This is a genomic window from Bryobacter aggregatus MPL3 (genome assembly GCF_000702445.1).
Lineage (GTDB): Bacteria > Acidobacteriota > Terriglobia > Bryobacterales > Bryobacteraceae > Bryobacter > Bryobacter aggregatus.
In genome coordinates, this window is sequence record NZ_JNIF01000003.1 from 4,193,231 (window position 1) to 4,217,132 (window position 23,902).

A 23,902-nucleotide genomic window follows, 5' to 3' on the forward strand; every position below is an offset into this window, starting at 1 on the left:
AGGTGACATCTATCTGTTAGGAATCGTTCATTAAATAGACATTTCTGCTTGGTACTTCTAAGGACCATGCATAGGTTTTTGCTGTCTTTCGCCACGCTATTTCTGGCGAGTGTCGTGCCGTTGTTCTGCCAGTTCGATACGGGAAACATTCTGGGGAACGTTTCTGACTCGTCGAGTGCGCCATTAGGGTCTGCTGGTGTCTTCATTGAGGAAGTGCGCAAGGGAGTTAGCTTCCGTGCGCAAAGCAGTGAGACGGGTAGCTTTGAGTTCCTTTCCATTCCGATTGGACGATACCGGGTTCGAGTGGAAAAGGATGGATTTCGTCCACAGTCGAGTCCGGAATTTGAACTGACGATCGGAGCGCGGCAGCGCGTGGATTTCAAGCTCGAGCTTGGTTCGGTGCAGACAAGCGTGCAAGTGACGGCGGAGGTTTCTGTTCTCCAGGCGGACAGCTCGGATCGAGGACAAACGATTGGGGCGGCGCAGATTCGTGAACTGCCCCTGGCAGGACGTGCTTATTCCGAGCTGGTCTATCTGAGCACGGGCATTGTCCGGACACCAAGTTCGGGCGTCGGTTCGGCGCAGCGAGAAGCTTCGTTTAGCGTGAATGGATTGCGAAGTACGGCGAATAACTTCCTGCTGGATGGATTGGACAATAATTATTTCGGAACTTCCAATCAGGGGTTCTCCAATCAAGTGGTGCAGCCTCCGCCAGATGCTGTAGCAGAGTTTCGTGTGATTACGAACAACATGAGCGCGGAGTATGGGCGGGCCGGCGGGGCGACCGTGAATGCGAGTCTGCGTGGGGGCACGAATCAGTTTCATGGCGCAGCCTGGGAATTCTTCCGGAACACGGAGCTGAATGCCGTTGGCTTCTTTAAGCCGACGACGGGACGGCCAATTCAGAATCAGAATCAATTCGGATTTACACTGGGCGGCCCGATTCTTCGCAATCGCACCTTCTTCTTCCTGGACTATGAGGCCTATCGCGAGGTAAATTCCTCGGTTGCTTATGCGACCTTGCCGAACGCGGCGCAACGCTCGGGAAGTCTGGGTGTGCCGATCAAGAATCCGTTCACGGGAGAGATTTATTCTGACGGTGTGATTCCGGCGAGTGCGGTGATTCGCTATGCGCGGGGCGTGCTGGATGCGCTTCCGGCGAATACGAGTGCAGCTGCGGCCAATAACTATCAGAGCCTGCGCCGCATCACGGATTCGCGGGACAAGGGAGACTTCAAAGCGGACCAATACTTCTCCGACAAAGTGCGCGGATTCTTCCGCTTTAGTAAGAGCCGCTTCGATGTGTTCGATCCGGGCACGCTTGGCGTGGGGCTGGCAGGTGGCAATGGCAATGGATTTCAAAAGGTGCCGTTGACTTCGTTCGCAGGTGGCCTCACCTGGACGATCAATGAGAAGTCGATCCTTGAGGCCCGTCTGGGTTACTCCGCTTCCGAGGCCGGTAAGGACCCGCCACTGAGTGGCGGACCGAGCTTGCTCGATCTGTTTGGGATTCCGGGATTGCCTACGGACAAGCGTTATACCGGCGGCATCACCGCTGAGACCTTGATCAGCTTTACTTCGCTGGGCCGTCAGGGGACGAGCCCGCAGTTCCAGCACCCAAGGCTGTGGAACCCGAAGCTGAACTACACACGGATTGCGGGCCGCCATACGTTGAAGGCCGGTGTGGAATATCAGTGGCTCGGCGTCGAAACGCTGGATGTGAGTCCGATCATCGGTCGTAATACTTATACGGGATTGTTCTCCGTGCCGGCAGGTGTGACCGCTACGGCGGCAACACAAGGAATCTATAGCCTTGCAGACTTCCTATTTGGCGCGCGCAATACCTATCAGTTGGTGAACCCGGGGCTGGTGAATCACAGGCAGCAGTCCTTCTTTACGTACTTCCAGGATGACTTCAAATTGAACTCCAAGTTGACTTTGAATCTGGGGCTTCGTTATGAGTTGGCCACGCCGTTTTATGAGCGGGATAACTTACTGTCGAACTGGGATCCGGTAACAAATAAGATCCTCACGGCAAAGAGTGGATCGATCTATGACCGGAGCCTGGTGCATATGGATACCAACAACTTCGCGCCTCGGCTGGGGCTTGCCTGGACCTTTGCTCCGAAGACGGTTCTGCGCGGCGGCTATGGCATGGGTTACAACAGCTTCAATCGTACCGGCACGAGCTATCTGGCCTATAACGCGCCACGTTTTGTGTTGGCCAGTGCGGCGCAGACGCCGGGGCAGCCTGGGTTCTTGAACACGCAGCAAGGTTTCCCGGCTGACTTTACGGCACCGGAGAAGTTCGATCCGCGCAAGAGTACGGTGCAGTATGTGGATCCGAATTCGCCCTGGGGCACAGTGAAGAGCTGGTTTGTTTCGATCCAGCATGAATTGCCGAAGGGGATTCTGTTGGACGTCGCTTATGTGGGGAACAAGGCCGATCATTTGGCGACCATCAATGACCTGAATCAGGCGAGGCCAAATGCGATTGGCGAGAACACAAATATCGAAGACCGTCGTCCGAATCTGGCTTACAGTTCCATCTCGGGTACGGTTGCCAATGGATTCTCCAATTATCATGGCCTGCAGGTGCGCGCCGAGAAGCGGAGCGAAGCAGGACTTTACTTCCTGAACAGCTTCACTTGGGCGAAGGCGATTGATAATTCCAGCCAGGCCTTTGACAGCAGCAACGGGAATGGAACAAGCTTCCAAAATATTTATGACATTGGAGCAGATAAAGGAATCTCAAATTACAATCGCAAGTTCAATAACATCACGAGCCTGGTCTATGAGTTGCCGGTTGGACGGGGAAGGCGCTTCCTGCAGAGCTCTCATCGGGCCGTAGATCTGGTGTTGGGTGGTTGGCAGGTGAATTCGATTGTGAACATGCGTGCGGGCGAGCCTTTTACGATGAGTTATACGGCTGCGGCAAGGAGCCAGGTGGCTCCGTTCCTGACGCTGCTGGGCTTTAATGCTTTCCGCCCCAATGTGTCTGGAGATCCGTTGATGCCAGAGGGGCAGCGAACGGTGAACTCCTATCTAAACAGGAACAATGTCTCGATTCCGGACTACTATCAGCCCTTTGGCAATGCGGGCCGGAATATCACGAGAGGTTTTGCCTTCTATCAGGTGGATCTGGGCTTGTCGAAGAACTTCGCGATCACCGAGCGGCTCCGGATGCAGTTCCGCGCCGAGGCGTTCAATGTGATGAATAAGGCCAACTTCAGCGCACCGAATGCAAATATTTCGAGCACTGCTTTCGGTACGATCACATCGACCTATGATCCCCGGAAGTTGCAGCTTGCTTTGAAATTGCAATTCTAAGGAAGACACCATGCAGAAGCTTCTCTTCTCTCTCTTGGCTTTGAGTCTGCTTGCTGCGGCGCAGACGCCGATCATCTTCGTTCATGGGAACGGAGATGATGCGACCAAGTGGTTGCCGGTGATCTGGATGTTTGAATCGAATGGGTACCGGGCGGATCGTTTGTTTGCGATCCGCTTCACAGACCCGGTGGCTCGCCGTGAGAACCATCGAGCGGAACCTTTCCGTTCCTCCACTACCGATCAGGCGAGCGAATTGAGCGCGCTGGTGACACGCGTATTGCTCGAGACAGGCGAGAAGAAAGTCGCGCTGGTGGGCAGCAGCCGTGGCGGAATGACGATCCGGAACTATCTGAAGAATGCAGGTGGCGCAGCCGTCGTATCGCATGCCGTGCTTTGCGGGACGCCGAATCACGGCGTGATGCAAATGGATACAGGGCTGGAAGGAGAGTTCAATGGGAAGGGACATTTCCTGCGGCAATTGAATGAAGGCTCAGAGGTGGTGGAGGGCGTAAAGTTCCTTACCTTGCGAAGCGACAAGATGGATAAGTTCGCGCAACCGAATGTGGGATATGACGGTCCGGAGTTGAAGGGGGCAGAGAATGTGGTACTCCCTGGGCTTGATCATCGGGAGGTGGCCTTCCACCCGCTGGCTTTTGCTCAGACCTACCGTTTTCTGACAGGTGCGGCGCCAAGCGTCGCAAAGGTGATGGCAGAGACCAAGCCTACCTTGAGCGGTGTAGTGACGGGCTTTGCAGGAATGGCGGCCACAAACCGGCCGGTAGCTGGACTTCGCTTTCGCGTGTTTGCTTTACAGGCAGGGACTGCGGAGCGTGACGGCGAGGCTGTTCTGGATCTGACGACTCCCGAAACAGGTGCTTGGGGGCCGTTGGCGGTCCAACCCGAGCGTGAGTATGAGTTTGTCCTGGAGAAGGATGGAAGAGTGGTGCGTTACTTCATGGCCGGACTCTTGCGCTCCACACCCTTGCTGAACTTTCGCTTCTTGCCGGCTGCGGCGATGGAGGGATTGCGTGGGCCGCGACTGTTGGTGCATCGGCCCCAGGGATATCTCTCGAAGGGCCGGGATGCTCTGACCATGGATGGCGCCGCGGTGGAAGCGCTGCTACCGGGAGTGCCGACGCGGGATTCTGTCGCCGTGGCGGTGCCGGAAGCGAAGAAGGCGGGCGTCCGGGTGGAACTACGCGGCGAAGTTGTCCATGCCCGGGCGGCGGAAGCGGAGCATGAAATGAATGTGGTGGAGCTGATCTGGGAATAGCCGTTACTTTGCTTTCCTCATCATCCAGCGGAAGCGGACCTGATCGCCCTGTTGCCATTCGGACCAATCGGTGGCTTGGGTCACTCGTCCGGCTTGCGCGATGGGGAAGCTTTGGCGCTTGCCTTCATACTCGAAGATGGCGAGGCGCCGGGAGGGGAAGTCTGTCATCTGGATGGCCCCTGTGAGGATGCAAACCCCGTTGGCACATTGTTCGTTGAAGAAGGGCGAATCCGCTTTCTCCTCGGGAGACTCGCCAGAGTAGCCCCAATGGAATTTTTCTTGATCTTTGTAATCCTGGATCTGGCTGGCTGGAACTTCAAACTCAAGCTCCAGGTCGAAAGGCGCTCGTGAGGCGCGTTCCTGGAGTGTGTTGACGACAGGGATAGCAAAGGCAATCAAGCCAATCGCGAATACGATCCCACCGGCCCAGAACAGGCCAGTGGTTAGGCCGCGAGACGCATCGGAATAGCGGAGAAATACTGCGGCTCCGAGGAGAAAGCCGGCCAGCAGGCCAAAGGGTCCAATGTAGAAAAAGCCACCCATGGCACTCCCGCCGCTGTTGGCGCCATACATCTCGGTGTAGACGGTCGCCGCACCCAGTCCAACGCCGAAGCCGAGTGCCGCCCCGACAATCAATCCAACGACAATGGCAGCTAGATAGATCATGGTTTCGATATCTCCTCAAAGTCTTTTAGTTTGCTGCTGAGTTGATTCCAGGCGGCCTGGGAATCCGGTTCCGCGAACTGCAAAAAGATAGGGCGCTGCTTCCAATCGAATGTTTCGGCGCTCAGTCCGCAGAAATAGTAGAGCAAGGCAGCCATGTGAACGCGAGTGGGTGCATCGCCACTCCGGGCTCTCTCAAGAGCTGCGCTGCGGACCGCCGGGGTGTTGTATTGCGACGCCAGATCGATCACTCCGGCAAGACCGTCCAGCGCGGCAGCGCTTTGGATCGCTTGAATGACCTCGGTCTCCGAGAGCGGTTGCTGTTGCTGGGTGAGTTGCAACGTGAAATTCCGAACGTCTGCATTCCGATTCTGGCGGGCGGCCTGGACGGCGACTCGTGCCGCCGGGCTATCGATGGCGTGGAGCGCTTCGACGTCGCGCCAGTCCGGATTGGCGCTCAGCTTGGACAGCAGTATCTTTTCGGCTGCGGCCCGCTCGGTGCTGTTCATTTGCGGGAGCAGCGCCAGGTCATAGCTTTCCCCGTCGTGCCACTTGTCATAGTTGAGGACCATGCTGGCCTGGAACTTGTCGAGAAGAGTCGGGGGCGCACTCACTGCGGGCTGCGGGGGCAGTTCTGGTCTCGGTGCCTCCAGGAGGAAGAAGTAGCCTTGCTCGTCGGTGAATTCGCCTGAGTAGAGTGGACTGTTTCTGACCCGGTAGCGCAGATCCCCGTGCTCCGTTTGGACTGGATCCCGGAGCAGAACGTAGGCGCCGCATGGGGCGGCCGGGAAGCTGTGGCCCACTTCGAGAATTTCGTTTCCGGCGGCGAGTTCGGCGTCGAGCAGTTTGCGGAGAGGCGGGGGCAGCGCGGCGAGATCTTGAGCCAGGTGGTTCATGATCCACTTCTTCTGTTCCGCTGGCGGGTGGCCGTGACGAGCAGCAGAACGCCAACGCCCAGGACCAGGTCTGTTTTCGCACTTGCCACGCTCTCGAGCGCGAGATTGCTGAGGGAATTCGCAGTGGCGTTTGCACTGGTGCAAAGGGAGATGGCGATCGCGGCAGTCTGAAGGAGGGATTGCATTGTCTTCTATGGAGCAATGCGCAGAAAGAGGAGAGAAGCGATCAGCAGGAGGGAGAGTTTTTTGTGGCGGGACGAGAGGAACTCATGCCCGCCACCGTTTCGAGCTTATTTCTTTGCAGCCAGGTTCGCCATGATCTTCTGCGAGAAGTAATTTCCGACCTTCGCATCGTTCCGGGCGGTCTCGTAGAAGGCTGCTTTGGCGAGTTGGTCCTTGCGGGTCACCAGGCCTTCACGAATGCCTTGTTGCACGCGAGGATCATTCAGGTCGCGCTGTCCGGCAGGCTCCTTGGCGATCACCTTCAGGATGCGGAAACCTTCCTGGGTCTTGATGATCGAGGAGACGGCGCCGGCCTGCAGGCTCATGATCAGCTTGCGGAGTTCCGGATTGGCCTTGTCCAGGGTGCTTTCGCCCATGAAGCCGAGATCCCCACCATTGGCGGCAGTTTGCGGATCTTCCGAGAAGTTTGTCGCCAGAGTGCCAAAGTCCTCCCCACCTTTCAGGCGTTGCTCGATCATGATGATCTTGGCCTGCGCTTGCGCTTCGGTCTTGGCCTTGTCATTTTTCAGGTTGCGGACCGTAGGATCGTCGATCGGCGTGACGAGGATCTGGGCGAGGTGCACCTGCGGCTCTGGCAGATTGAAGTTTGCCTTGTTGGCGTTGTAGTAGTCTTTGATGTCCTGGTCGGTGATATTGATCAGGCTGCGAATCTCTTTGTTGAAGAGTTTTTCAATCGAAAGTTCGCGCCGGATCTGGCCCTTGAGATCGTCGACCGACATCTTACGTGCGGTCAGATGCTTCTGGAACTCCTCTTGGGTGTAAGGAGCCTTCATCTCATTAAGTTTGGCGTCGACATCGGAATCGGTGGCCAGAAGACCGAGTTTCTCTGCCTTCTGGAGCATGATTTCGTTGTCGATCAATACCCGGAGAAATTCGAGTTTCTGGATGGTGAGTTGGTCGTCGCTAGTACGGTCCGTTGCGCCTCCGAACTGAAAAGCAAACTGCTTGTCCAGATCTGCGTAGGTGATCGGCTTGTCGTTCACGGTTGCGGCCACGTCGGGCGAGGGTTTGCGGTTGCAACTTGACCCAAGCAAAAGCACCCCAATCGAGGCGCAGAGCAGTGCGTTTTTCATCGGAAACCCTTATTGTAGTCAATAGATGGGGTATTGATGCGAATCATTGTGGGTCTGTTGTTTGCCGCGGCAAGTTTCAGTTCGTGCGGCGGGGGCATGGCGGTGCGGCGGGAAGCGGAAAAGACGGCGGTCGATCGGCGTTATGACAGCGTATTTTGGGATACCTGGGGCGATGGGTTTGCTGAAGTTTCCGTCTATGGCTTTGAGACTCCCCGGGATGGCGAACTCCGGGATGGCGAATCGATTTTAATTTTTTCCAGTGAGAAGTTAGGCAAGATTCCGGTGATCAAGTTGAATTGGCTGCGCAACTTTCAGACCGGCATCTCCGATTTCAGCGAGATGAACACCAGCTTCCTGAGCCTGGTGAACGGTAGGATGGCGAAAACGAGTTTCTCCCGGCAAAATTGGGATGGCCATCTCTTTGCCCAGGCGGTTTTTGATCCTTCCGGCATCAGGGTGATGGATGGGGATGCAGCCCTGCAGACTCTCGAGAACCAGGAAAATTGGATGAGTGAGGATGGGCTGATCTTCTGGGCGCGGGGCATGGCTGGGCCATTTCTGAAGCCGGGTGAGACCGTCACACTCCCGTTTTTGACCGGATTGCGCAGTGCCAAGGATGCGAGACAGCCGATGGCCTGGTCCCGAGTCCAATTGACGCGCGGTGCGGAGGCGGAGAAGGTGGAGACGTCTGCGGGGGAGTTTGTTGTCGAACTCTATAGCGCTGATTTGCCGAGCGGGAAGGGATTCCGTTTCATGATCGAGAAGGATGCGCCATACCGGATGGTGCGCTGGCAGACCACCGCGGGAGAAGTGGGAGAGTTATACGCGAGTGAGAGGGTGAAGTATTGGGAAATGAATCTGCCAGGAGGGGAGGAGGCGCTCCGGCAGCTCGGGTTGGAGCCTAGAACGCCTCGATTGATTCCGGATGAACCTCAGAACGAATAGCCGAGCGATGCGCTGAAGGCGCGCGGCGTGACGTAGTGAGTGCCGCCAAAGGTGGACTGGAAGTTATACAGAGCCACTTTATTGGTTAGATTGATCACGTTGAAGCGAATTCCGATCTTGTGCCGGTCTGCATGCAGAAGGTTGTCATGGCCGATGCCGATGTTGTAGAGATTGCGGCTCTTCATCCGGCCAGGGTTGTGGTCGGCGTTTTCGGTGCCAGGGGCAGGGATGGTGATGAGCGCGGCGCCACAGCCGTTGTCGTTCCCGTAAAAGCCGATGGTCTTCTTCGTGTGATCGCTGAGGGCTTCAGCGTCCTCACAACTGCTAATGCCATTGACCAGCCCAGAATCGAAACGCCAGGTGAAGGCCAGCCAGGGGCCGGACTTGTGCTGGTAGCGCAGATTCGTCGTCTGTTGGAACTTCTGGTCGTGATCGATGCGGAAGACACCGTCGTCCTCAATGGGGTTCTGGAAGAGGAGTCCTCCAGCAGAAGGTGGGAAGAAGCGGGCGCGCGTGGAGCCTACTGTGGTGGAACCCTGCAGTCCGTGCCATTCGCGGCTGGAGACGCGCCCGCTGATGCCAACAATGTTGCTCTTGCGCCAACTGATCGGGAAGGTGATGGGCGTGTTGTAGAGGACGCCGAAGTCGAAGGCGTTGCGGGTGTACTTCCAAAAGTAATCGGCATCGAGGATGAAGTACTTGCCGAGAGCCTGTTGGATGCCGGCATTGTACTGGTTGCGGCCTCCCGGGTTGAGTGGTTTCGAGCCAAAGCCGAAGAACACATTTGCCGCCAATCCGCCGCTGCCGGTGGAACTCGAGAGCAGGAGATTCTCGTTATAAGGCGTCTCCATCGTGCGCGAGTAAGAACCGCGAATGACGGTGGCAGTCCGCTTGATCTTGTAGGAGAAGCCGGCTCGCGGCTGGACACCGGTCTTGGTGACGAGACCTGCGTAATAGTCGATGCGCAAGCTCGTGTTGACAATCAAATTGCCGAGGGTGAGCGAGTTTTGCGCATACCACGCGAACTGATTGATTCCAGACTGGGCATGGAAGCGGAAGGGGGTTCCTCCAGGCGTGCCGAGCACATAAGGTAAGAGCGAATCCGGGACGCCGCCCTCGAAACTGTCGGGATTCGTGATGCCGAACGAGAAATCTTCTCTGAGCGCGGTGTGGGTATATTGAATCCCGGTTTTGAAATCAAAGCGGCCTTTGACGTGGGAGAGGTCTGTGCGGAACCCGCTATTGCTGAGGGTGCGGGATTGCGAGGCAGAAACAGGGTCATCGGCGAAGACGTTCCGGGATGGGAAGTAGTCGATGGCGTCGCGGCGGAAGAAGGCATTGACGCTCAAGAGAGTCGTCGGGCTGATGATGCGTTGGTAGCTGGGCGCGATATTAAAGGTGCGGGTGAGCTGGCGCTGATCCGCGTTTGGAGTCTCAAATGGGTTGGGGATCTGGAACCAGTTGCGGGAGTACATCAGGTTGAGGTGCAGACTGTCCGACTCCCGAGGCTGGAGATCGAAGCGATCAAAGAAGGTCTGGGTGTTGCCGATGGCGTGCGCGGGACGGAATTCCGGTGTGTCGAGGAAGCGGCCGCTGCGTTCCGCATTCGCAACCAGAAAGTTGCCCCATTTCTTGCCGCCGATCGCGACGGAGCTTTCGATACTGGGCGTGCCAAAACTACCGTAGCCGAGCCAGATTTGCCCCGTCGGCCGGTCGACTCCCAGACCGGACTTGGTGACCGTATTGACCACCAGACTGGACTTGTCTCCGTACTCCGCGTTCGGTGCGCCAGTGATGAGCTCCATCGAACGGATGGCGTTAACCGGCAATTGCGTTGAGAAACGCTTCGACTGCTGATCGGTAACAGGCTGACCATCGATGCTGAAACCGACCTGAGCATGATCTCCCAGCGGGTGGAAGAAGCCGTCGGAGTCTGCTACGACGCCGGGCGTCGAGTAAGTGATTGCATCGCTGAGTCCGGAACCGGGGGAGTGAATCGGTAAGTGGCGGAGTGTCGCACTATCGGCATCCGTATGGGCATAGGGTACGTTTTCCAGGACGTCGTCGCCAAAGCCATGGACTTCCACTTCGGTCTGTTGGCCCGCTAACTGGAGCTTGAAGTCGATCGTCTGCGGCACCTGATTGCGGACGATCAAGTCGCGGCTGAGCGGCGCGAAACCCTGCTGGGTCAGTTCGAGGTGATAAGTATTGGGAGGAAGGTTGTTGAGTTTGTACTCTCCGGCGGCGCCTGTTTTTGAAGTTACTTTGAAGTTCGTCAGCAGGTTGACTATCGTGATCAACGCCCCGGGGACTGGTGCTCCGGAAGGATCTTTGACGGTGCCCTGTACAGTGCCGCTGGAGGTGGATTGCGCCTGGAGGATGGCGAGAGAAGTTGCAAGCAGCAACAGCAATCGGGAAATCATTATCGATAATAATATCGCAATTGAAAAACGATCACAACGGGAACTTTTCAGCATTGGGAGTGTCCAACTTCGTCATGCAAGGTGGCGGGTCACTTTCGGCTTGGGTCGGGCTCGTCGTTGCTTTTCTTGGCGCCGGACTGCTGCAACGGAGTTCGCCGGGCAATCTGCAGAGTGTTCTCAATTCCTTTGTGTTTCTCAGTGGGCTGGTTTTGCTTGCCGTGCTCACTGCTTTTATCGGTGCGTTGGTTCCTGAAGAAGGGACGCCGAAGTCGGCCTGGATCAGCGCGCGGCGCGTAATCTTGCCTGCCTTGTGGATTGGTCCGACTCTGGTGCTGCTCAGAGAGCACTCGTTGATGGCGCTGGTGACGGGGCTCTTTCTGTTTGTGAGTGCAGCGGGTCTGCTCTCGAGCGTGGAGATACTGGAGGATCTGCGCTTGTGGCGGTCTGTGCTGGTGGCGGTTGCGTTGCAGGCCGTGGTGGTGTTGTGGACTGCGCGGTTGACGACGGCGTCGGTGCTCGTGATGGGTTGCGCCATCGTCAGTTTGATCTACTTAGTCCGGTTGGCTCGTGGATTCGCCAGCGCTGGCCGCCGTCCGTGGAGAGGTGTTGTTTCTGGTCTGCTCGCTTGCCTGGTGACGGTATTGTTGCTGTTGCCGAAGGTGCCGCCGGTGGGAGATGGAGAGCAGGGAGTGGCCGCGGCCAAGGGGCAATCCCAGATTGGGAAAGAGGGCGGAGATGCGGCCCATGTCGATGCGGATGATGCGCATAAGGGGATCATTCTGTGGCCGAAGCTGAAACAGAAGGCCGTGATGATTCCGCCACCTTCTGCCTACCTTCGCGCTGGCCTGACCGCGCAAGCAGAGTTGCCGCTGGAACTGAATTTCAGCGGTGTCTATTGGCTGTTTCAGCCGCCTTGGCCGCGCCCGCCGGAGAATTCGCCGGTGGAGCACGGAACTCCCATCGACTTCCATTTCCGTTCGAACGATCGAGCCACGCTGCGGCTGGAGGCTCGTCAAGGGATGCCACAGCGGATGCCGCTGGCGCGGCTGACCAGCATCGGCATCCGCATGAAGGATGAAGATCAATTTCCGAATACTGTGATGGTGGAATTACTGCTGGTGGATAGCCGGAGTCCGGTGCAGCCGATCAGCTTAGGCCGTGTCAGCTTGGTAGACCAGGAGATGCAATACCGGGTGCCGATGCGCTCGATGATCGACGGGTTTGATGAGATGATTCTGCGCTTTCACGGCGCCCCACAACGATCCTTTATTGCGCCAAGAATCGCAGTGGAGAAGTTCATCTTCCATCGGCTTTAATCTGGTCGAGTAAGTGATCGGCAATCGCCAAACTGGCTGTGGCGCCCGGGCTCGGAGCGTTGAGTAAGTGGAGCGCGCCGGGACGGAGTTCGATCGCGAAGTCCTGGAGCAGCGTGCCGTCCGGGGCCATCGCCTGGGCGCGGACGCCAGAGCCGCCAGGGAGCAGATCCTGCTCCTGGACTTCGGGCACCAGGCGCTGGAGGCTGCGGGTGAATTCTGCTCGGGAGAGGCTACGTTTCACCTCATACCAACTCATGCCGGGATACTTGGCCAGAAACTTCCAAAGGCCCGGGAAGCGTAAGGAGTCGAAGGTGTCGCGAAGGGAGAAATCGCTCCAGGAATAGCCTTCGCGTTCAAGCGCCAGGACGGCGTTGGGCCCGCATTCGATGCCACCGTGGATCATGCGAGTGTAGTGCACGCCGAGGAAGGGAAACTTCGGGTCGGGGACCGGATAGATCAGATGCCGCACCAGCTTCTGCGCTTCTGGACGGAGCTTGAAGTACTCGCCGCGGAAGGGGATGATGCGGGTGGCGGGCGTCTCGCCGGTGAGCGCCATCACGCGATCGCATTGGAGCCCGGCGCAGTTGATGAGATAGTCGGCTTCGAGATCTTCCTTGACGGTCTGGCAATGCCAGAGATCGCCGTCCCGCCGGAGTGCCTGGAGACCGCTGGCCGTTCTCACCTCGCCGCCATTGGCTTTGATCTTGGCCTGCATTGCACGGCAGACGGCAGGGTAATCGACGATGCCCTCTTCGGGCACCTCCACAGCCGCGACTCCGCGAACGTGTGGTTCCCGCTCGCGAATCTGTTCCGGACCGCACCAGCGCAGGCCGGACAAACCATTGGCCGTGCCTCGTTCGTAGAGCTCCTTGAGGCGTGGAACTTCGTCCTCCGTTACTGCAACCACCAGCTTGCCGCAGATCTCGTGCTTGACCTCATGCTCCTGGCAGAAGGCGATCATGCGGCGGATGCCGTGGACCGCGAGCCGGGCCTTCAGGGAGCCGGGTTGATAGTAGAGGCCAGCGTGGAGGACGCCGCTATTGTGGCCGCTTTGGTGCTGGCCTACCGCAACTTCCTTCTCGAGAATCGTGATCGAGGAACCGGGCCAGCGCTCGGTGGCGCGGAGACCGGCCGCAAGACCAATGATGCCGCCACCGACGATGACAATCTTTTGCGGAGGCCGTGTCATTCTGAGATTTTCCAATGCTGTTGTGTGAACTCTGCGGCCGGAAGCAATTGGCCCTCACTCGTCATCATCTGTTTCCTCGATCCCGGCAGAAGAAGCCGCGATTCCAGCGTTTGCACACGAAGCAGGAGGGGATGACTGAGATTGCGATGCTTTGCAAAGGTTGCCATGGGTTTGTCCATCAGATTTTGACCGAAAAGGAATTAGAACAGAGCTACCACAGTATTGGGGCACTGCGGGAGCATCCGGCGATTTCTAAGTTTGTGGAGTGGCTCTCGAAGAAGCCACCGGGGTTTGAACCGCAGTTGCGGCGTTAGTTCTTCTTGAGCTCTACCCGGGCGAGGAGGGCGCGCAGACTCTCTTCGCCGCCTGAGCCTGCCTGGACTCCGGCCACGCGGCCTTCTTTGTCGAGAAGCACATAGAAGGGGAAGCCTTGGGGGGCAATGAGGGCAGGGAGGTTGCTGTCTTCATTGAGGACAATTTTGACGCCGGGACGCGGATTCTCCTTGAGATAGTCCTCGACCTTCTTGCGGCTCTCCCCGACATTGATTGCGACCACCGCGAGCCCTTTTGCCTTGAACTCCTCGGAGAGCTTTTCGAGAATTGGCTGATCGCGGCGGCAATAGCCGCACCAAGTGGCCCAGAGCTGGATCAGGGCGGGCTTGCCAGCCAGATCCTGGTTGCTGAGGCCCTCCCCCTGGATTCCGCGCGCACGGTAGGGCGGCATCTTTTCCCGCGCGGGTTCTTGCGAGAGAAGAGTGAGAGCAAGGCAAAGGAGAATGCTAAAGCGTTTCATGCGGTGGTGGCTGGTCCCATCTTGGAAATTAGAAAGGCGCGGGCGAAGGCCCAGTCGCGCTTCATCGTGGTGCGGGAGAGGCCAAGCAATTCGGCCACCTCATCTTCTTTGAGTCCGGCGAAGAAGCGAAGTTCGACAACCTTGTGCGCCCGTTCGTCGAGCTTTTCGAGTTCGTTCATTGCTTCTTCCAGCGCTTCGAGATCATCGGCGCGCATGCCGGCGGGAGAGCCTTCGAGTCCGCTGAGCGTGACGAAGAAGCGTTCTTCCCCACGGCCTTTCCGTTTGCGGGCGTAGTCGACAAGAATGCGGCGCAGCTGGCGGGCAGCGACGGCAAAGAAGTGTGCCCGATCCTGATAAGGAACGCTGGAACCCTTCATCATGCGCAGATACAGCTCGCTGACGAGGCCAGCAGGTTCGAGAGTGTGACCGCTGCGCTCGTTGCGCAAGTAGGAGCCTGCCATGCGCTCGAGTTCGCGGTAGAGCAGCGAGATGATTTCGCTGCCTGCTTCCTCGCGTCCCCCGCGCCAGTCGCTCAAGAGTTGTGTCACTTCCCCAGGGTGGGGCCGGTCTTCTGTGCTCATCCCTCTATAGGATAGAAGATGGTGAATCCGAAAGTAGATTTGCGAGCCCTCTTTGAGCAGGCAATTGACTTGCCTCCGATCGAGCGTGCTCAATTCTTACGTGAGGTGCAGTTCAAATCGCCATTGGTCTATCAGCAACTGCGATCTTTGCTGATCGCCCATGAGGGGCCTTCCGCATTCTTTGAACAGGACGGAGGCATGTGGGCGCAGTTGACGCCAACCGTGTTGATCGGCCGGCGCTTTGGGGCTTACAAGATCGAAGAAGAGATTGGGCGCGGTGGGATGGGGGCTGTGTATCGAGCCAGCCGGGCGGATGACGCTTTCCATAAGACGGTGGCGATCAAGATCATCTCCGGGGGCGCGATCCTTTCTGAGAGCGCGCTCGATTCCTTCCGGCGCGAACGGCAGATTCTGGCCCAGTTGGAACATCCGCATATTGCGCGTCTGCTCGATGGCGGCGCAACCGACGATTCGCTGCTGTATCTGATCATGGAGTTTGTCGACGGGCAGCCGCTCGATACCTATGTCGAGCAGCGGAAGCTGGGCGTCGAAGAGATTTTGAAGCTTTTCCTTGCCGTGTGCCGCGCCGTTGCGTTTGCGCATCGGAATCTGGTGGTGCACCGGGATTTGAAGCCGTCGAACATCATGGTAAAGGCCGATGGCGACGTGAAGCTGCTCGACTTCGGGATCGCAAAAGTCCTATCACCGAATCGCGACGAAACGGCGACGGTGGCCGTGCGGCTGACGCCTGAGTTTGCCAGTCCGGAGCAGATTCGCGGGGAGCCGATTTCGACTGCGTCGGATGTCTATTCGCTCGGTGTTCTCCTATTCCATGTGCTGACGGGAGGAGCGCGGCCTTACCGGGCAACTTCACAAGCGGTGCCCGATCTTCTCCAGGCCGTGCTCGACAGTGAGGCGCCAAAGCCAAGCTCGGTTGCCCCGGCGCATCTGGCGAAGAAGCTGCGTGGGGATCTAGACCGGATCACGTTGAAAGCAATGGCGAAGGAGCCATCACGGCGCTATGCCAGTGTCGATCAGTTGCGCGAAGACATCGAACGGCATCTGAGCGGCCGGCCGATCCATGCCCAGGCCGACGATTGGACCTATCGCGCCATGAAGTTTGTCCGGCGCAACCGTCTGGCGGTGAGTGCCGCTGCTGTGATTGCGTTGACGATGGTGGCAGGTGGGCTCACCACCCTCTGGCAGGGCCGGATTGCCCAGGAGCAGCGAGCCGAAGCGATTGCCGCGCGTCAGGTTGCCGAGGAACAGCGGAAGACGGCGGAGGCGCAACGGCGTCTTGCCATCGCGGCGCAGCAACAGGCCGATGCACAGCGGCGTTTGGCCGAGCGCCGGACGGCAGAAGCACTTGGGGAACGAGCGAAGTCGGACTCGCGCTACCAGAATGTCCGCAGTCTGGCGACGGCGGTGTTGTTTGATGTCAATGAAACGCTGCGCGATGTTCCCGGAGCGGGCCCGGCGCGCAAACAGGCGGTGCTCGCTGCGCTCAAGCACCTGGAGAGTCTGTCAGAGAAATCGAAGGACGATCCGTCGCTGACGGCCGATCTGGCTGGGGCCTATGAGCAGGTGGGGGACATCATGGAGAGCCTCTTTGCGGATTCGAAAGACGGCGCATCGATGGCGATTCCGGCTTATTTGAAAGCGGTTCGTTTGCGCCAGACGGTGTTGCGGCGGAGTGCGGACGAAAGCTTGCGTTTGTCGGAGGTGCAACGGCGTCTTGGGAATGCGCAGTTAAACGCAGGGCAGGTGACGCCGGCGACACAGAGCTACCGCCAGTCCCTGGCGACTGCGATGTCGCTCGGAAAAACAGACGACGCGCTTCGATTGGGTGCGCTGGCGCGCAGTAATCTTTGCACGGCCAATACCGTGGCGGGAAACCATCAGGCAGCGATTCCGGATTGCGAAGAAGCGGTCCGGATTCTGGAGAATGTGAAGAACACCCGGGACGTTCCGCGTCTCCGGTTGCTGACGAAGTTGCGTTTGGGCAATGCCCTGAAGCGGGAGGGACAGGCTGCTGCGGCTCTGGCGCAGTACCGGGATGTGTTGCGTGATGCAGATCCGATGGATCCCCAGACGGGTTTGATTGTGAATGAATTGGTCGAGGTACTCGGAGAGCAAGAGGGTAGCTTACTGGGGGCGGCACTGCGCAAGCAGGCCGTGTTTGCTTCGCGCAATGGCCAGCGGGATTTAGCGCTGGAGCGATTCGAGCAGGCGATGAAGGTAACTGGGCATCCACAACCCGCAATGAAGGACGTCGTAGCCTATGGGGAAGCGGCGACTGAAGATGCGCAGGCGGTTGTGTATTTTCGAAACGGTCAGGTGCGGCAAGCTATCGAGTCCTCCAAAAAGGCGCTCAGCCGGTTGGCTACGAACACCTCTACGCCCGCGAACATCCTCCGAAGCGAAATCGAAGCCAATTTGAAGAGCTTCGAGGCCGCATTCGCGTCAGCGTCCCGATAAAAGCGAAAGCCACACCAGACCGTTATCTAAGTAGCGGCGGTGTGGCCTTCGTTTGGTCCAAAATAATTTGGAAAAATTTAGAGCAGAGCGGTGCCGGGGAAGAAGTAGGCGAGTTCGATCGCCGCGTTCTCTTTGCTGTCGCTTCCGTGGGCGCAGTTGCGGCCGACGCTCTTGGCGTAGGTCTTGCGAACGGTGCCTTCGGCTGCATTGGCCGGATTGGTGGCTCCCATCACGTCGCGCCACTTGGCAACGGCGTCTTCGCGCTCGAGAGCGAGAAGAACGCAGGGGCCTTCGCTCATGAACTCGACGAGTTCACCAAAGAAGGGGCGTTCGGCGTGGACCGCATAGAAGCCTTCGGCTTCCTTGCGGGTGAGGTGCTTCATCTGTGCGGCGCGGATCTTGAAGCCAGCGGCTTCCGCCATGGCGAGGATGCCACCGATGTGGTTGTCGGCAACGGCGTCCGGCTTGATAATTGCGAATGTCTTTTCCATAAATCCTTACTTGAGCAGTCCGGCTTCTTGCATCCGGAGTTGGGTGGTGGTGCCGAGGTCGGCGGGGGTCTTGCAGACGGTGATGCCGGCTGCCGTCATGGCATCCATCTTGTCGCTGGCCTTGCCGCTGCTGCCGGAGATGATCGCACCGGCATGGCCCATGCGGCGGCCTTCGGGAGCGGTCTGGCCGGCAATGAAGCCGATGACGGGCTTGGTGCTCTTGGTACTGGCGTAGTAGGCGGCGGCGCTCTCTTCGGCATCGCCACCGATTTCGCCAATCATGATGATGGCGTCGGTGTCGGGGTCGGCGAGGAGCAGCTTCAGCGCGTCGGTGTGGTTGGTGCCGATGATCGGATCGCCACCGATGCCGATGCAGGTGCTTTGGCCGATGCCAAGACCGGTGAGCTGTCCGACGGCTTCATAGGTGAGGGTTCCCGAGCGGCTGATGACGCCGACTCGGCCTTCCTTATGAATGTGGCCAGGCATGATGCCGATCTTGCACTTGCCAGGGGAGATGACGCCGGGGCAATTGGGGCCAATCAGGCGCGAATTGCCATTCTTGATCTGCGCCCAGACCTTGGCCATGTCGAGGGCCGGGATGCCTTCGGTAATGCAGACGATCAGCGCGATGTTGGCCGAGGCTGCTTCGAGGATCGCGTCGGCGGCAAAGGGCGGCGGGACGAAGATCACGGTCGCATTGGCGCCGGTTTCTTTTACGGCGTCGGCAACGGTGTTGAAGACCGGCCTTTCGAGGTGCAGCGCTCCGCCCTTACCGGGGGTGACGCCGCCCACCACGTTGGTGCCATAGGCCAGCGCCTGTTGCGCGTGGAAAGTGCCTTCTTTGCCGGTGAAGCCCTGGACAATCAGGCGTGTGTTTTTATCTACGAGAACGCTCATTTTGCGAGTGCCACAACTTTCTCGGCCCCGTCCTTCATACCGTCGGCGAGCCCAAAATTCAATCCGGATTCACGCAAGATCTGCTTGCCCAGTTCTACGTTGGTGCCTTCCATGCGGACGACGATCGGAATTTTGACGTCGAGTTCGCGGGCTGCCTTGACGACGCCATTGGCCAGCGTGTCACAGCGGAGGATGCCGCCGAAGATGTTGATGAAGATGGCGCGGACATTCGCGTCGCTGAGCAGGATGCGGAAAGCATTGCGGATCTGCTCTTCATTGGCGCCGCCGCCGACGTCGAGGAAGTTTGCCGGCGAGCCGCCCGCGTACTGAACGATATCCATCGTTGCCATCGCGAGGCCGGCGCCGTTCACCATGCAGGCGACCGTGCCGTCGAGCTTGATGTAGTTGAGGCCGAACTTGGAGGCTTCCACTTCAAGCGGATCTTCTTCGCTCAGATCGCGCAGACCGGCGAGATCCTTGTGGCGGAACATCGCATTGTCGTCGATGGCGATCTTCGCGTCGAGAGCGATGATGCGGCCGTCCTTGGTGAGCAGAAGGGGATTGATCTCGGCGAGCGAAGCGTCGATGGCTTCATAAGCCTTGGCCAGTGCCTGCATCGCCTGGACGGCGGCATTGATGCTGCCGGTGGGGATGCCGATGCCGAAGGCGAGGTTGCGCGCCTGGTAGGCTTGCAGACCCATGCCGGGTTCGATCACTTCTTTCAGAATCTTTTCGGGTGTGTGCGCCGCTACCTCTTCAATGTCCATTCCTCCTTCGCTGGAGGCCATGAAGACGAGTTTGCCGATCGCGCGATCAAGCACGATGCCGGCATAGAACTCTCTGTCGATGGGCATCTGCTCTTCGATGAGGAGACGCTGGACAAGGCGGCCTTCCGGCCCCGTCTGGTGCGTGACGAGGGTCATCCCGAGAATTTTCTCGGCCTTCTCCCTGGTCTCTTGAGGATTCGCGGCGAGTTTGACGCCACCGCCTTTTCCTCGACCGCCTGCATGGATTTGTGCCTTGACGACAACGCCTCCACCCAGTTGTTCTGCTGCTGCTACAGCTTCGTCAACGGAGTAGGCCACGATGCCTTTAGGCACAGGGACTCCGTACTTGGCCAGGATTTCCTTGGCCTGATGCTCATGGATTTTCATTGGATCTGTCCTATGCTGGGGACTGCTGGAATTTTCAAGTTTATCATGCCGTTTTTAGATCACCTTCATAAAGTCTGTGCCCGCAAAGGGCTCAACCGCGAGGAAGCTCGCGACGCGATGGAAAGTATTCTGAATGGGTCCGTTTCAACGGCTCAGATTGCGGCCTTTCTGGCTGCGGTCAAAGTGCTGGGGGATGGCGTCGACGAGGTGACCGGTTTTGCCGAGGCGATGCGGGCCCATGTCACCAAAGTGGCCACGCCGCCTGGCGAGTCTGTCCTCGATACTTGTGGCACCGGCGGCGACGGCTTGTCGACCTTCAATATCTCGACTGCCGTTGCGATTGTGGTGGCGGCCTGCGGCGTGAAGGTGGCCAAGCACGGCAACCGGGCCTTCTCTTCTCATACCGGAAGTGCCGACGTGTTGGAGATGCTGGGTGTGAAGATTGATTTGACCCCGTCTCAGATGTCGCATTGTCTGGCGCAAGCGGGAATTGCGTTTCTCTACGCGCCGAATGTCCATCCAGCGATGAAGCATGCTGCCGAAGCACGTCGCGAACTGAAGATGCGTACGGTCTTCAACTTGTTGGGCCCCCTGTCGAACCCGGCTGGGGCACAGCACCAGTTGATTGGCGCGCCGAATTTTGAGGCGGCCCGGATCATGGCGCAGGCGCTGGCGCAACTTGGCACCTTCAAGTCGATTGTGGTTCATGGTGAGGATGGTCTCGACGAGGTGACGACGACGGGCCGCTCAATGATGTACGACATCGTGGGTAATTCCATCACCCGGCGTGCGATCAAACCGGACGATTTCGGCGTGCCGATGGCAACGATGGATGAGTTGCGTGCGGAGACGGGTGAGGATTCGGCGCGGACGATTCGCGACATTCTCGATGTCGTGCCGAGCGCGAAGCTGGATATCGTAATGGTGAATGCTGCTGTGGCGCTCTATGCTGCGGGCGTGGTTCCGGATTTCAAGGCTGGTGTCGCCAAAGCGTTTGGCGTGATTGCCAGCGGAGCGGCCAAGGCAAAATTGGAAGATCTCAAGCGCGTCAGCAACGCTGTTTAGCGAGTTGATACAATCGCGAGCAAATGCAGAATTCCCGCCGGACTTTATTGATTGGAATCGCTGGCGCTGGGGCGCTGGCCGCCTCAGACGATCATTCCCATGTCCATCCGGATCAGGCGCCGAGCGAGCCGGCTGCGGCCTACGCTCCGAAGGTCTTTAGCTCTTCGCAACTGGCGACGGTCGGGGCGCTCTGTGAGACCATCCTGCCGCGCACCGATAGTCCCGGCGCTCTCGATGCAAAGGTGCATGAACTGATCGACGAGAATCTGGCGCTACGCAAGGCGGAACAACCTGTGTGGATCGCGGGACTGGCGGAGGTGGATGCGATCTCGAAGCGTCTCTCCAAGAAGTCCTATCTCGATCTCGATGACTCCAATCGCGTGGCGGTGATGATGGAACTCGAAGCGAAATCGAAGTTCTTCACCACGCTGAAGGATGCGACCGTAGAGAATTACTATTCCACCCGGGAAGGCTTAATGGTTGAACTTGGGTGGGATGGTGCAAAGCCTCTGGCGAAATTCGAGGGATGCACGCATCCCGAACATCAGCTCTAGTTGTTCAGATTCAGCAGCCCAAAGTCGGGTCTGCGTCCCGCGGCAAGGTCCTTGCGCCAATCGGTCGCTTTGGAGCTTTGCGGCGCTGTGCTTTGCTCGATACCGGCGAGGAATTGATCGACGGTCTGCAATTTGTCCAGATCGAGCAGTGCGCGGGCCAGCCGCAGATTGGGTCCGTTTCCTCCGATGGGCGCTTTTGAGGATTCAATCAGCGTTTTCTCTGCCGCCGCGATGTTTCCCTGGCCGAGTTCTGCAAGACCTCGAATGGTGAGCGCCGATTGGCGGGAACTCAGAGGATTGGCGAGCAGGTCCGTTGCTACTTTTTGCGCCAGCGTCCATTCCTGATTGTCGATGGCGGCGTAGCCGAGGACGCGTAAAGTATTGACATCAGGAGACTCCTTGTAGTCTTGCTGTGCGAAAACGAGCTTGCGGTAGCTAGGGACGTCGGCCCATAAACCACTGAGGCCGATGCCCAGCAGCAGCGCCTGCGCGTTGGCGTCTTCATAATTTTTGGTCGCCATTTGCGTCTGGAGCAGTGCAATGGTGCTGAGAATCGCGGTGCCGCTGGCCATCTCCTTGATCCGGCTCTGCAGCCCAGCGTCGAGCTTGGGGAATCGATTGTTCAGCTCCAGGCGGATTGCCGTTTGGATGGGGAACAATTGCAATGCGGCCTTGTCGTAGCGGCTCCGGTTGACTTCGGTGATCATGGCCTCGAAGTTGGCCGTGAAGTCCTGCGCGCTGGCAAGCGACGTGCAAATGACGAGAATTGCGAGAGTTGTTCTGATAGCAGTGACCACCTTTGATATAGTGCGATGCATTGGAAGCATCTTCAGTTTCCAGCCTCTCACAAGCCATGCAAACCACGAAATCGACGCAGATTCAGACTCCAGCAAAACGTTATGACGTCGTCATTGTCGGAAGCGGCGCCGCCGGAGGGATGGCCGCCTGGAATCTCACCCGGCAGGGCGTCAGCGTTCTGGTGCTCGATGCCGGTCAGAAATTCAATCGTGGCGGCTTTTGGTCGCATGTCCGGCCTTGGGAGGCGCGTCAGCGGTCGCGGAAAGGCCAGCGTCCTCCGCAGTTTTTGTTGAGCAAAGAGGAACAGCCCTATCTCACGCCGAACGAGCAGGACTTCGACCTTTGGCGGGTCTGGGGCCGTGGCGGCAAGACAAATATTTGGGGGCGGGTGAGCCTGCGCTACTCGGAGGCGAATTTCCAGGAACCGGCGCGCGATGGACACGAGATCCCTTGGCCCATCCATTACTCTGACATCGCGCCCTACTACGACAAGGTGGAGGATCTGATTGGAGTTTGCGGGGAGGGGAACGATTCGGAATTTCTGCCGGGGTCGAAGTTCTTGTTGCCTGCGCCCGCGCCCCGTTGTGGCGAACAGTTGTTACGCAAGGCTGCGAAGGGAATCGGAATTGAGATCGGCAGCACGCGCCGCGCCGTCCTGACCAAGGAACATCACGGCAAGGCGCCTTGCCATTACTGCGGCGCTTGCGGCAAGGGTTGCGATGTTTCTGCGTTCTTCAATTCGACGGACTATCTGCTGGAACCCGCGGCGATGACCGGCAAGCTGCAGATTCGCGACAACGCGGTGGTCTCCCATGTGACGGTGAATGACCGCGGACTGGCCGACGGCGTGCATTTCTTTGATCGCAATACGGGCCAGGCTGAAGAGGTGAAGGCGCGCATTGTGGTGATGGCCGCCAGTTGTGTTGATTCGACGCGGATTCTATTGAACTCGAAGTCCAATCGCCATCCCAACGGCATCGGGAACTCGAGCGACGTGATTGGCCGCTACCTCTGCGAACAGGTGCGTTTTCATATCTACGGCTTTGTGCCCGAACTGATGGGGAAGAAGGCGCAGAATGACGATGGCATCGGTGGCGAACATATCTATATGCCGCGCTGGGCCGGACAATCGAAGTCGCGTAAGTATCTGCGTGGTTATGGGAGCCAGTTCTGGAATACCGGCGCGCAAACAGGCGTATCCTATGCGAAGTCGTTGCCGGGCTTCGGCAAAGGCTTTAAGGAAAATGTAAAGCGCCATTACCCGGCGCTGGTGGCAATGCACCCTTATGGCGAGGTGCTGCCTTATGCGGACAACCGGATTACGCTGGACGCCACGCGCAAGGATAAGTGGGGCATTCCTGTGCCGGTGATCGATTACAAGATCAAGGAAAACGAGCGGGCGATGATCCAGGATATGTACGATACGACACTTGAAATCCTAAGCGCCGCCAAGGCGGAGGTTCTGCCGTATGAGCGCGGTTGGATCGATCGTCTGGGCAGCGCCATTCATGAGCATGGTACCTGCCGGATGGGCGCGGACAAAAAGCGCAGTGCGCTCAATGCCTACAACCAGTCGCACGATGTGAAGAATCTGTTTGTGGTGGACGGGTCGAGCTTTACGACGGCCAGTGAGAAGAATCCAACGCTGACGATTCTCGCGCTCGCCTGGCGCGCCACCGACCATCTTGCTGCCGAGATGAAGAAGGGGAACGTCTAGAACTACCAGACTTTCCGCTTCGG

The 23,902-nt window shown here is 58.2% G+C and carries 21 protein-coding genes; 9 read left to right on the forward strand and 12 right to left on the reverse strand.

Annotated elements, in window-relative coordinates:
- Window positions 1-66: 66 nt before the first annotated feature.
- Window positions 67-3,330: a TonB-dependent receptor gene (locus M017_RS0119360; protein WP_031499809.1), complete on the forward strand. Its 3,264-nt coding sequence runs from the start codon at window positions 67-69 to the stop codon at window positions 3,328-3,330.
- A 10-nt stretch (window positions 3,331-3,340) separates the two neighbouring features.
- Window positions 3,341-4,603, forward strand: coding sequence for a hypothetical protein (locus M017_RS0119365; protein WP_031499810.1), 1,263 nt, complete (start codon window positions 3,341-3,343; stop codon window positions 4,601-4,603).
- 3 nt (window positions 4,604-4,606) lie between these two features.
- On the opposite strand, the gene M017_RS0119370 is transcribed toward M017_RS0119365, so the two are convergent.
- The 4 genes from M017_RS0119370 to M017_RS0119385 all read right to left on the reverse strand — a co-directional run bounded on the left by M017_RS0119370 (window position 4,607) and on the right by M017_RS0119385 (window position 7,478).
- Window positions 4,607-5,269 carry a hypothetical protein gene (locus M017_RS0119370; protein WP_031499811.1) on the reverse strand — a complete coding sequence of 221 codons (663 nt, stop codon included), beginning with the start codon at window positions 5,267-5,269 and terminating at the stop codon, window positions 4,607-4,609.
- Window positions 5,266-6,162 (reverse strand): hypothetical protein, encoded by an 897-nt coding sequence (locus M017_RS0119375; RefSeq protein WP_031499812.1) that lies wholly within the window; start codon window positions 6,160-6,162, stop codon window positions 5,266-5,268. The genes M017_RS0119370 and M017_RS0119375 overlap by 4 nt, the downstream gene beginning before the upstream one ends.
- Window positions 6,159-6,347, reverse strand: coding sequence for a hypothetical protein (locus M017_RS0119380; protein ID WP_031499813.1), 189 nt, complete (start codon window positions 6,345-6,347; stop codon window positions 6,159-6,161). The genes M017_RS0119375 and M017_RS0119380 overlap by 4 nt, the downstream gene beginning before the upstream one ends.
- 105 nt (window positions 6,348-6,452) lie before the next feature.
- Entirely contained in the window at window positions 6,453-7,478 is a 1,026-nt protein-coding gene (locus M017_RS0119385) for a peptidylprolyl isomerase (protein ID WP_031499814.1), read from the reverse strand.
- A gap of 33 nt (window positions 7,479-7,511) precedes the next feature.
- Between M017_RS0119385 and M017_RS0119390 the strand changes: the two genes are divergently transcribed.
- Complete coding sequence (locus M017_RS0119390; RefSeq protein ID WP_155121500.1) at window positions 7,512-8,423, forward strand: hypothetical protein; 912 nt, start codon at window positions 7,512-7,514, stop codon at window positions 8,421-8,423.
- Here M017_RS0119390 and M017_RS0119395 read toward each other — a convergent pair.
- A complete protein-coding gene (locus tag M017_RS0119395; protein ID WP_080507951.1) occupies window positions 8,411-10,846 on the reverse strand; it encodes a TonB-dependent receptor in 2,436 nt (811 codons plus the stop codon). The two genes, M017_RS0119390 and M017_RS0119395, sit on opposite strands and share 13 nt — an antisense overlap.
- 20 nt (window positions 10,847-10,866) lie before the next feature.
- On the opposite strand from M017_RS0119395, the gene M017_RS0119400 reads away from it, so the two are divergent.
- The gene (locus tag M017_RS0119400; protein ID WP_155121501.1) at window positions 10,867-12,162 is read left to right on the forward strand and encodes a hypothetical protein; all 1,296 of its coding nucleotides are present in this window, start codon (window positions 10,867-10,869) and stop codon (window positions 12,160-12,162) included.
- Here the strand turns inward: M017_RS0119400 and lhgO are convergent.
- The gene (gene lhgO, locus M017_RS0119405; protein ID WP_031499818.1) at window positions 12,143-13,351 is read right to left on the reverse strand and encodes an L-2-hydroxyglutarate oxidase; all 1,209 of its coding nucleotides are present in this window, start codon (window positions 13,349-13,351) and stop codon (window positions 12,143-12,145) included. The genes M017_RS0119400 and lhgO overlap by 20 nt on opposite strands.
- A gap of 14 nt (window positions 13,352-13,365) precedes the next feature.
- Here lhgO and M017_RS0119410 point away from each other — a divergent pair, with 14 nt between their 5' ends.
- The gene (locus M017_RS0119410) at window positions 13,366-13,665 is read left to right on the forward strand and encodes a hypothetical protein (protein WP_031499819.1); all 300 of its coding nucleotides are present in this window, start codon (window positions 13,366-13,368) and stop codon (window positions 13,663-13,665) included.
- Here the strand turns inward: M017_RS0119410 and M017_RS0119415 are convergent.
- On the reverse strand, window positions 13,662-14,144 hold the full coding sequence (locus M017_RS0119415; protein WP_031499820.1) for a TlpA family protein disulfide reductase: 483 nt from the start codon (window positions 14,142-14,144) through the stop codon (window positions 13,662-13,664). The genes M017_RS0119410 and M017_RS0119415 overlap by 4 nt on opposite strands.
- On the reverse strand, window positions 14,141-14,725 hold the full coding sequence (locus tag M017_RS0119420) for an ECF-type sigma factor (RefSeq protein WP_035957886.1): 585 nt from the start codon (window positions 14,723-14,725) through the stop codon (window positions 14,141-14,143). Before M017_RS0119420 ends, M017_RS0119415 begins: the two co-directional genes overlap by 4 nt.
- A gap of 18 nt (window positions 14,726-14,743) precedes the next feature.
- Between M017_RS0119420 and M017_RS27985 the strand changes: the two genes are divergently transcribed.
- Window positions 14,744-17,203: a serine/threonine protein kinase gene (locus M017_RS27985; RefSeq protein ID WP_051670516.1), complete on the forward strand. Its 2,460-nt coding sequence runs from the start codon at window positions 14,744-14,746 to the stop codon at window positions 17,201-17,203.
- Between the two features lie 77 nt (window positions 17,204-17,280).
- On the opposite strand, the gene ndk is transcribed toward M017_RS27985, so the two are convergent.
- Genes ndk through sucC form a run of 3 tightly spaced genes read right to left on the reverse strand, consistent with a single transcriptional unit; the run spans window position 17,281 to window position 19,745 of the window.
- The gene (gene ndk, locus M017_RS0119430) at window positions 17,281-17,694 is read right to left on the reverse strand and encodes a nucleoside-diphosphate kinase (RefSeq protein WP_031499822.1); all 414 of its coding nucleotides are present in this window, start codon (window positions 17,692-17,694) and stop codon (window positions 17,281-17,283) included.
- 6 nt (window positions 17,695-17,700) lie between these two features.
- Complete coding sequence (gene sucD, locus M017_RS0119435; protein ID WP_031499823.1) at window positions 17,701-18,591, reverse strand: succinate--CoA ligase subunit alpha; 891 nt, start codon at window positions 18,589-18,591, stop codon at window positions 17,701-17,703.
- Complete coding sequence (gene sucC, locus M017_RS0119440; protein WP_031499824.1) at window positions 18,588-19,745, reverse strand: ADP-forming succinate--CoA ligase subunit beta; 1,158 nt, start codon at window positions 19,743-19,745, stop codon at window positions 18,588-18,590. The genes sucD and sucC overlap by 4 nt, the downstream gene beginning before the upstream one ends.
- 45 nt (window positions 19,746-19,790) lie before the next feature.
- Here sucC and trpD point away from each other — a divergent pair, with 45 nt between their 5' ends.
- Together trpD and M017_RS0119450 are read left to right on the forward strand one after the other, a co-directional pair.
- The gene (trpD, locus tag M017_RS0119445; RefSeq protein ID WP_031499825.1) at window positions 19,791-20,810 is read left to right on the forward strand and encodes an anthranilate phosphoribosyltransferase; all 1,020 of its coding nucleotides are present in this window, start codon (window positions 19,791-19,793) and stop codon (window positions 20,808-20,810) included.
- Between the two features lie 23 nt (window positions 20,811-20,833).
- Window positions 20,834-21,364, forward strand: a complete 531-nt coding sequence (locus M017_RS0119450) for a gluconate 2-dehydrogenase subunit 3 family protein (RefSeq protein ID WP_031499826.1) — start codon at window positions 20,834-20,836, stop codon at window positions 21,362-21,364.
- Here M017_RS0119450 and M017_RS0119455 read toward each other — a convergent pair.
- A complete protein-coding gene (locus M017_RS0119455) occupies window positions 21,361-22,182 on the reverse strand; it encodes a hypothetical protein (protein ID WP_155121502.1) in 822 nt (273 codons plus the stop codon). The two genes, M017_RS0119450 and M017_RS0119455, sit on opposite strands and share 4 nt — an antisense overlap.
- Before the next feature lie 35 nt (window positions 22,183-22,217).
- Between M017_RS0119455 and M017_RS0119460 the strand changes: the two genes are divergently transcribed.
- The gene (locus M017_RS0119460) at window positions 22,218-23,879 is read left to right on the forward strand and encodes a GMC oxidoreductase (RefSeq protein ID WP_031499828.1); all 1,662 of its coding nucleotides are present in this window, start codon (window positions 22,218-22,220) and stop codon (window positions 23,877-23,879) included.
- The last annotated feature ends 23 nt before the right edge of the window (window positions 23,880-23,902 follow it).

Excerpts from the sequence above, each read along its gene's own strand:
- M017_RS0119360 (WP_031499809.1), top strand. The coding sequence starts at position 67 with ATGCATAGGTTTTTGCTGTCTTTCGCCACGCTATTTCTGGCGAGTGTC.
- M017_RS0119365 (WP_031499810.1), top strand. The coding sequence starts at position 3,341 with ATGCAGAAGCTTCTCTTCTCTCTCTTGGCTTTGAGTCTGCTTGCTGCG.
- M017_RS0119370 (WP_031499811.1), bottom strand. The coding sequence starts at position 5,269 with ATGATCTATCTAGCTGCCATTGTCGTTGGATTGATTGTCGGGGCGGCA.
- M017_RS0119375 (WP_031499812.1), bottom strand. The coding sequence starts at position 6,162 with ATGAACCACCTGGCTCAAGATCTCGCCGCGCTGCCCCCGCCTCTCCGC.
- M017_RS0119380 (WP_031499813.1), bottom strand. The coding sequence starts at position 6,347 with ATGCAATCCCTCCTTCAGACTGCCGCGATCGCCATCTCCCTTTGCACC.
- M017_RS0119385 (WP_031499814.1), bottom strand. The coding sequence starts at position 7,478 with ATGAAAAACGCACTGCTCTGCGCCTCGATTGGGGTGCTTTTGCTTGGG.
- M017_RS0119395 (WP_080507951.1), bottom strand. The coding sequence starts at position 10,846 with ATGATTTCCCGATTGCTGTTGCTGCTTGCAACTTCTCTCGCCATCCTC.
- lhgO (WP_031499818.1), bottom strand. The coding sequence starts at position 13,351 with ATGACACGGCCTCCGCAAAAGATTGTCATCGTCGGTGGCGGCATCATT.
- M017_RS0119410 (WP_031499819.1), top strand. The coding sequence starts at position 13,366 with ATGCTGTTGTGTGAACTCTGCGGCCGGAAGCAATTGGCCCTCACTCGT.
- M017_RS0119415 (WP_031499820.1), bottom strand. The coding sequence starts at position 14,144 with ATGAAACGCTTTAGCATTCTCCTTTGCCTTGCTCTCACTCTTCTCTCG.
- M017_RS0119420 (WP_035957886.1), bottom strand. The coding sequence starts at position 14,725 with ATGAGCACAGAAGACCGGCCCCACCCTGGGGAAGTGACACAACTCTTG.
- M017_RS27985 (WP_051670516.1), top strand. The coding sequence starts at position 14,744 with ATGGTGAATCCGAAAGTAGATTTGCGAGCCCTCTTTGAGCAGGCAATT.
- ndk (WP_031499822.1), bottom strand. The coding sequence starts at position 17,694 with ATGGAAAAGACATTCGCAATTATCAAGCCGGACGCCGTTGCCGACAAC.
- sucD (WP_031499823.1), bottom strand. The coding sequence starts at position 18,591 with ATGAGCGTTCTCGTAGATAAAAACACACGCCTGATTGTCCAGGGCTTC.
- sucC (WP_031499824.1), bottom strand. The coding sequence starts at position 19,745 with ATGAAAATCCATGAGCATCAGGCCAAGGAAATCCTGGCCAAGTACGGA.
- trpD (WP_031499825.1), top strand. The coding sequence starts at position 19,791 with ATGCCGTTTTTAGATCACCTTCATAAAGTCTGTGCCCGCAAAGGGCTC.
- M017_RS0119450 (WP_031499826.1), top strand. The coding sequence starts at position 20,834 with ATGCAGAATTCCCGCCGGACTTTATTGATTGGAATCGCTGGCGCTGGG.
- M017_RS0119455 (WP_155121502.1), bottom strand. The coding sequence starts at position 22,182 with ATGCATCGCACTATATCAAAGGTGGTCACTGCTATCAGAACAACTCTC.
- M017_RS0119460 (WP_031499828.1), top strand. The coding sequence starts at position 22,218 with ATGCAAACCACGAAATCGACGCAGATTCAGACTCCAGCAAAACGTTAT.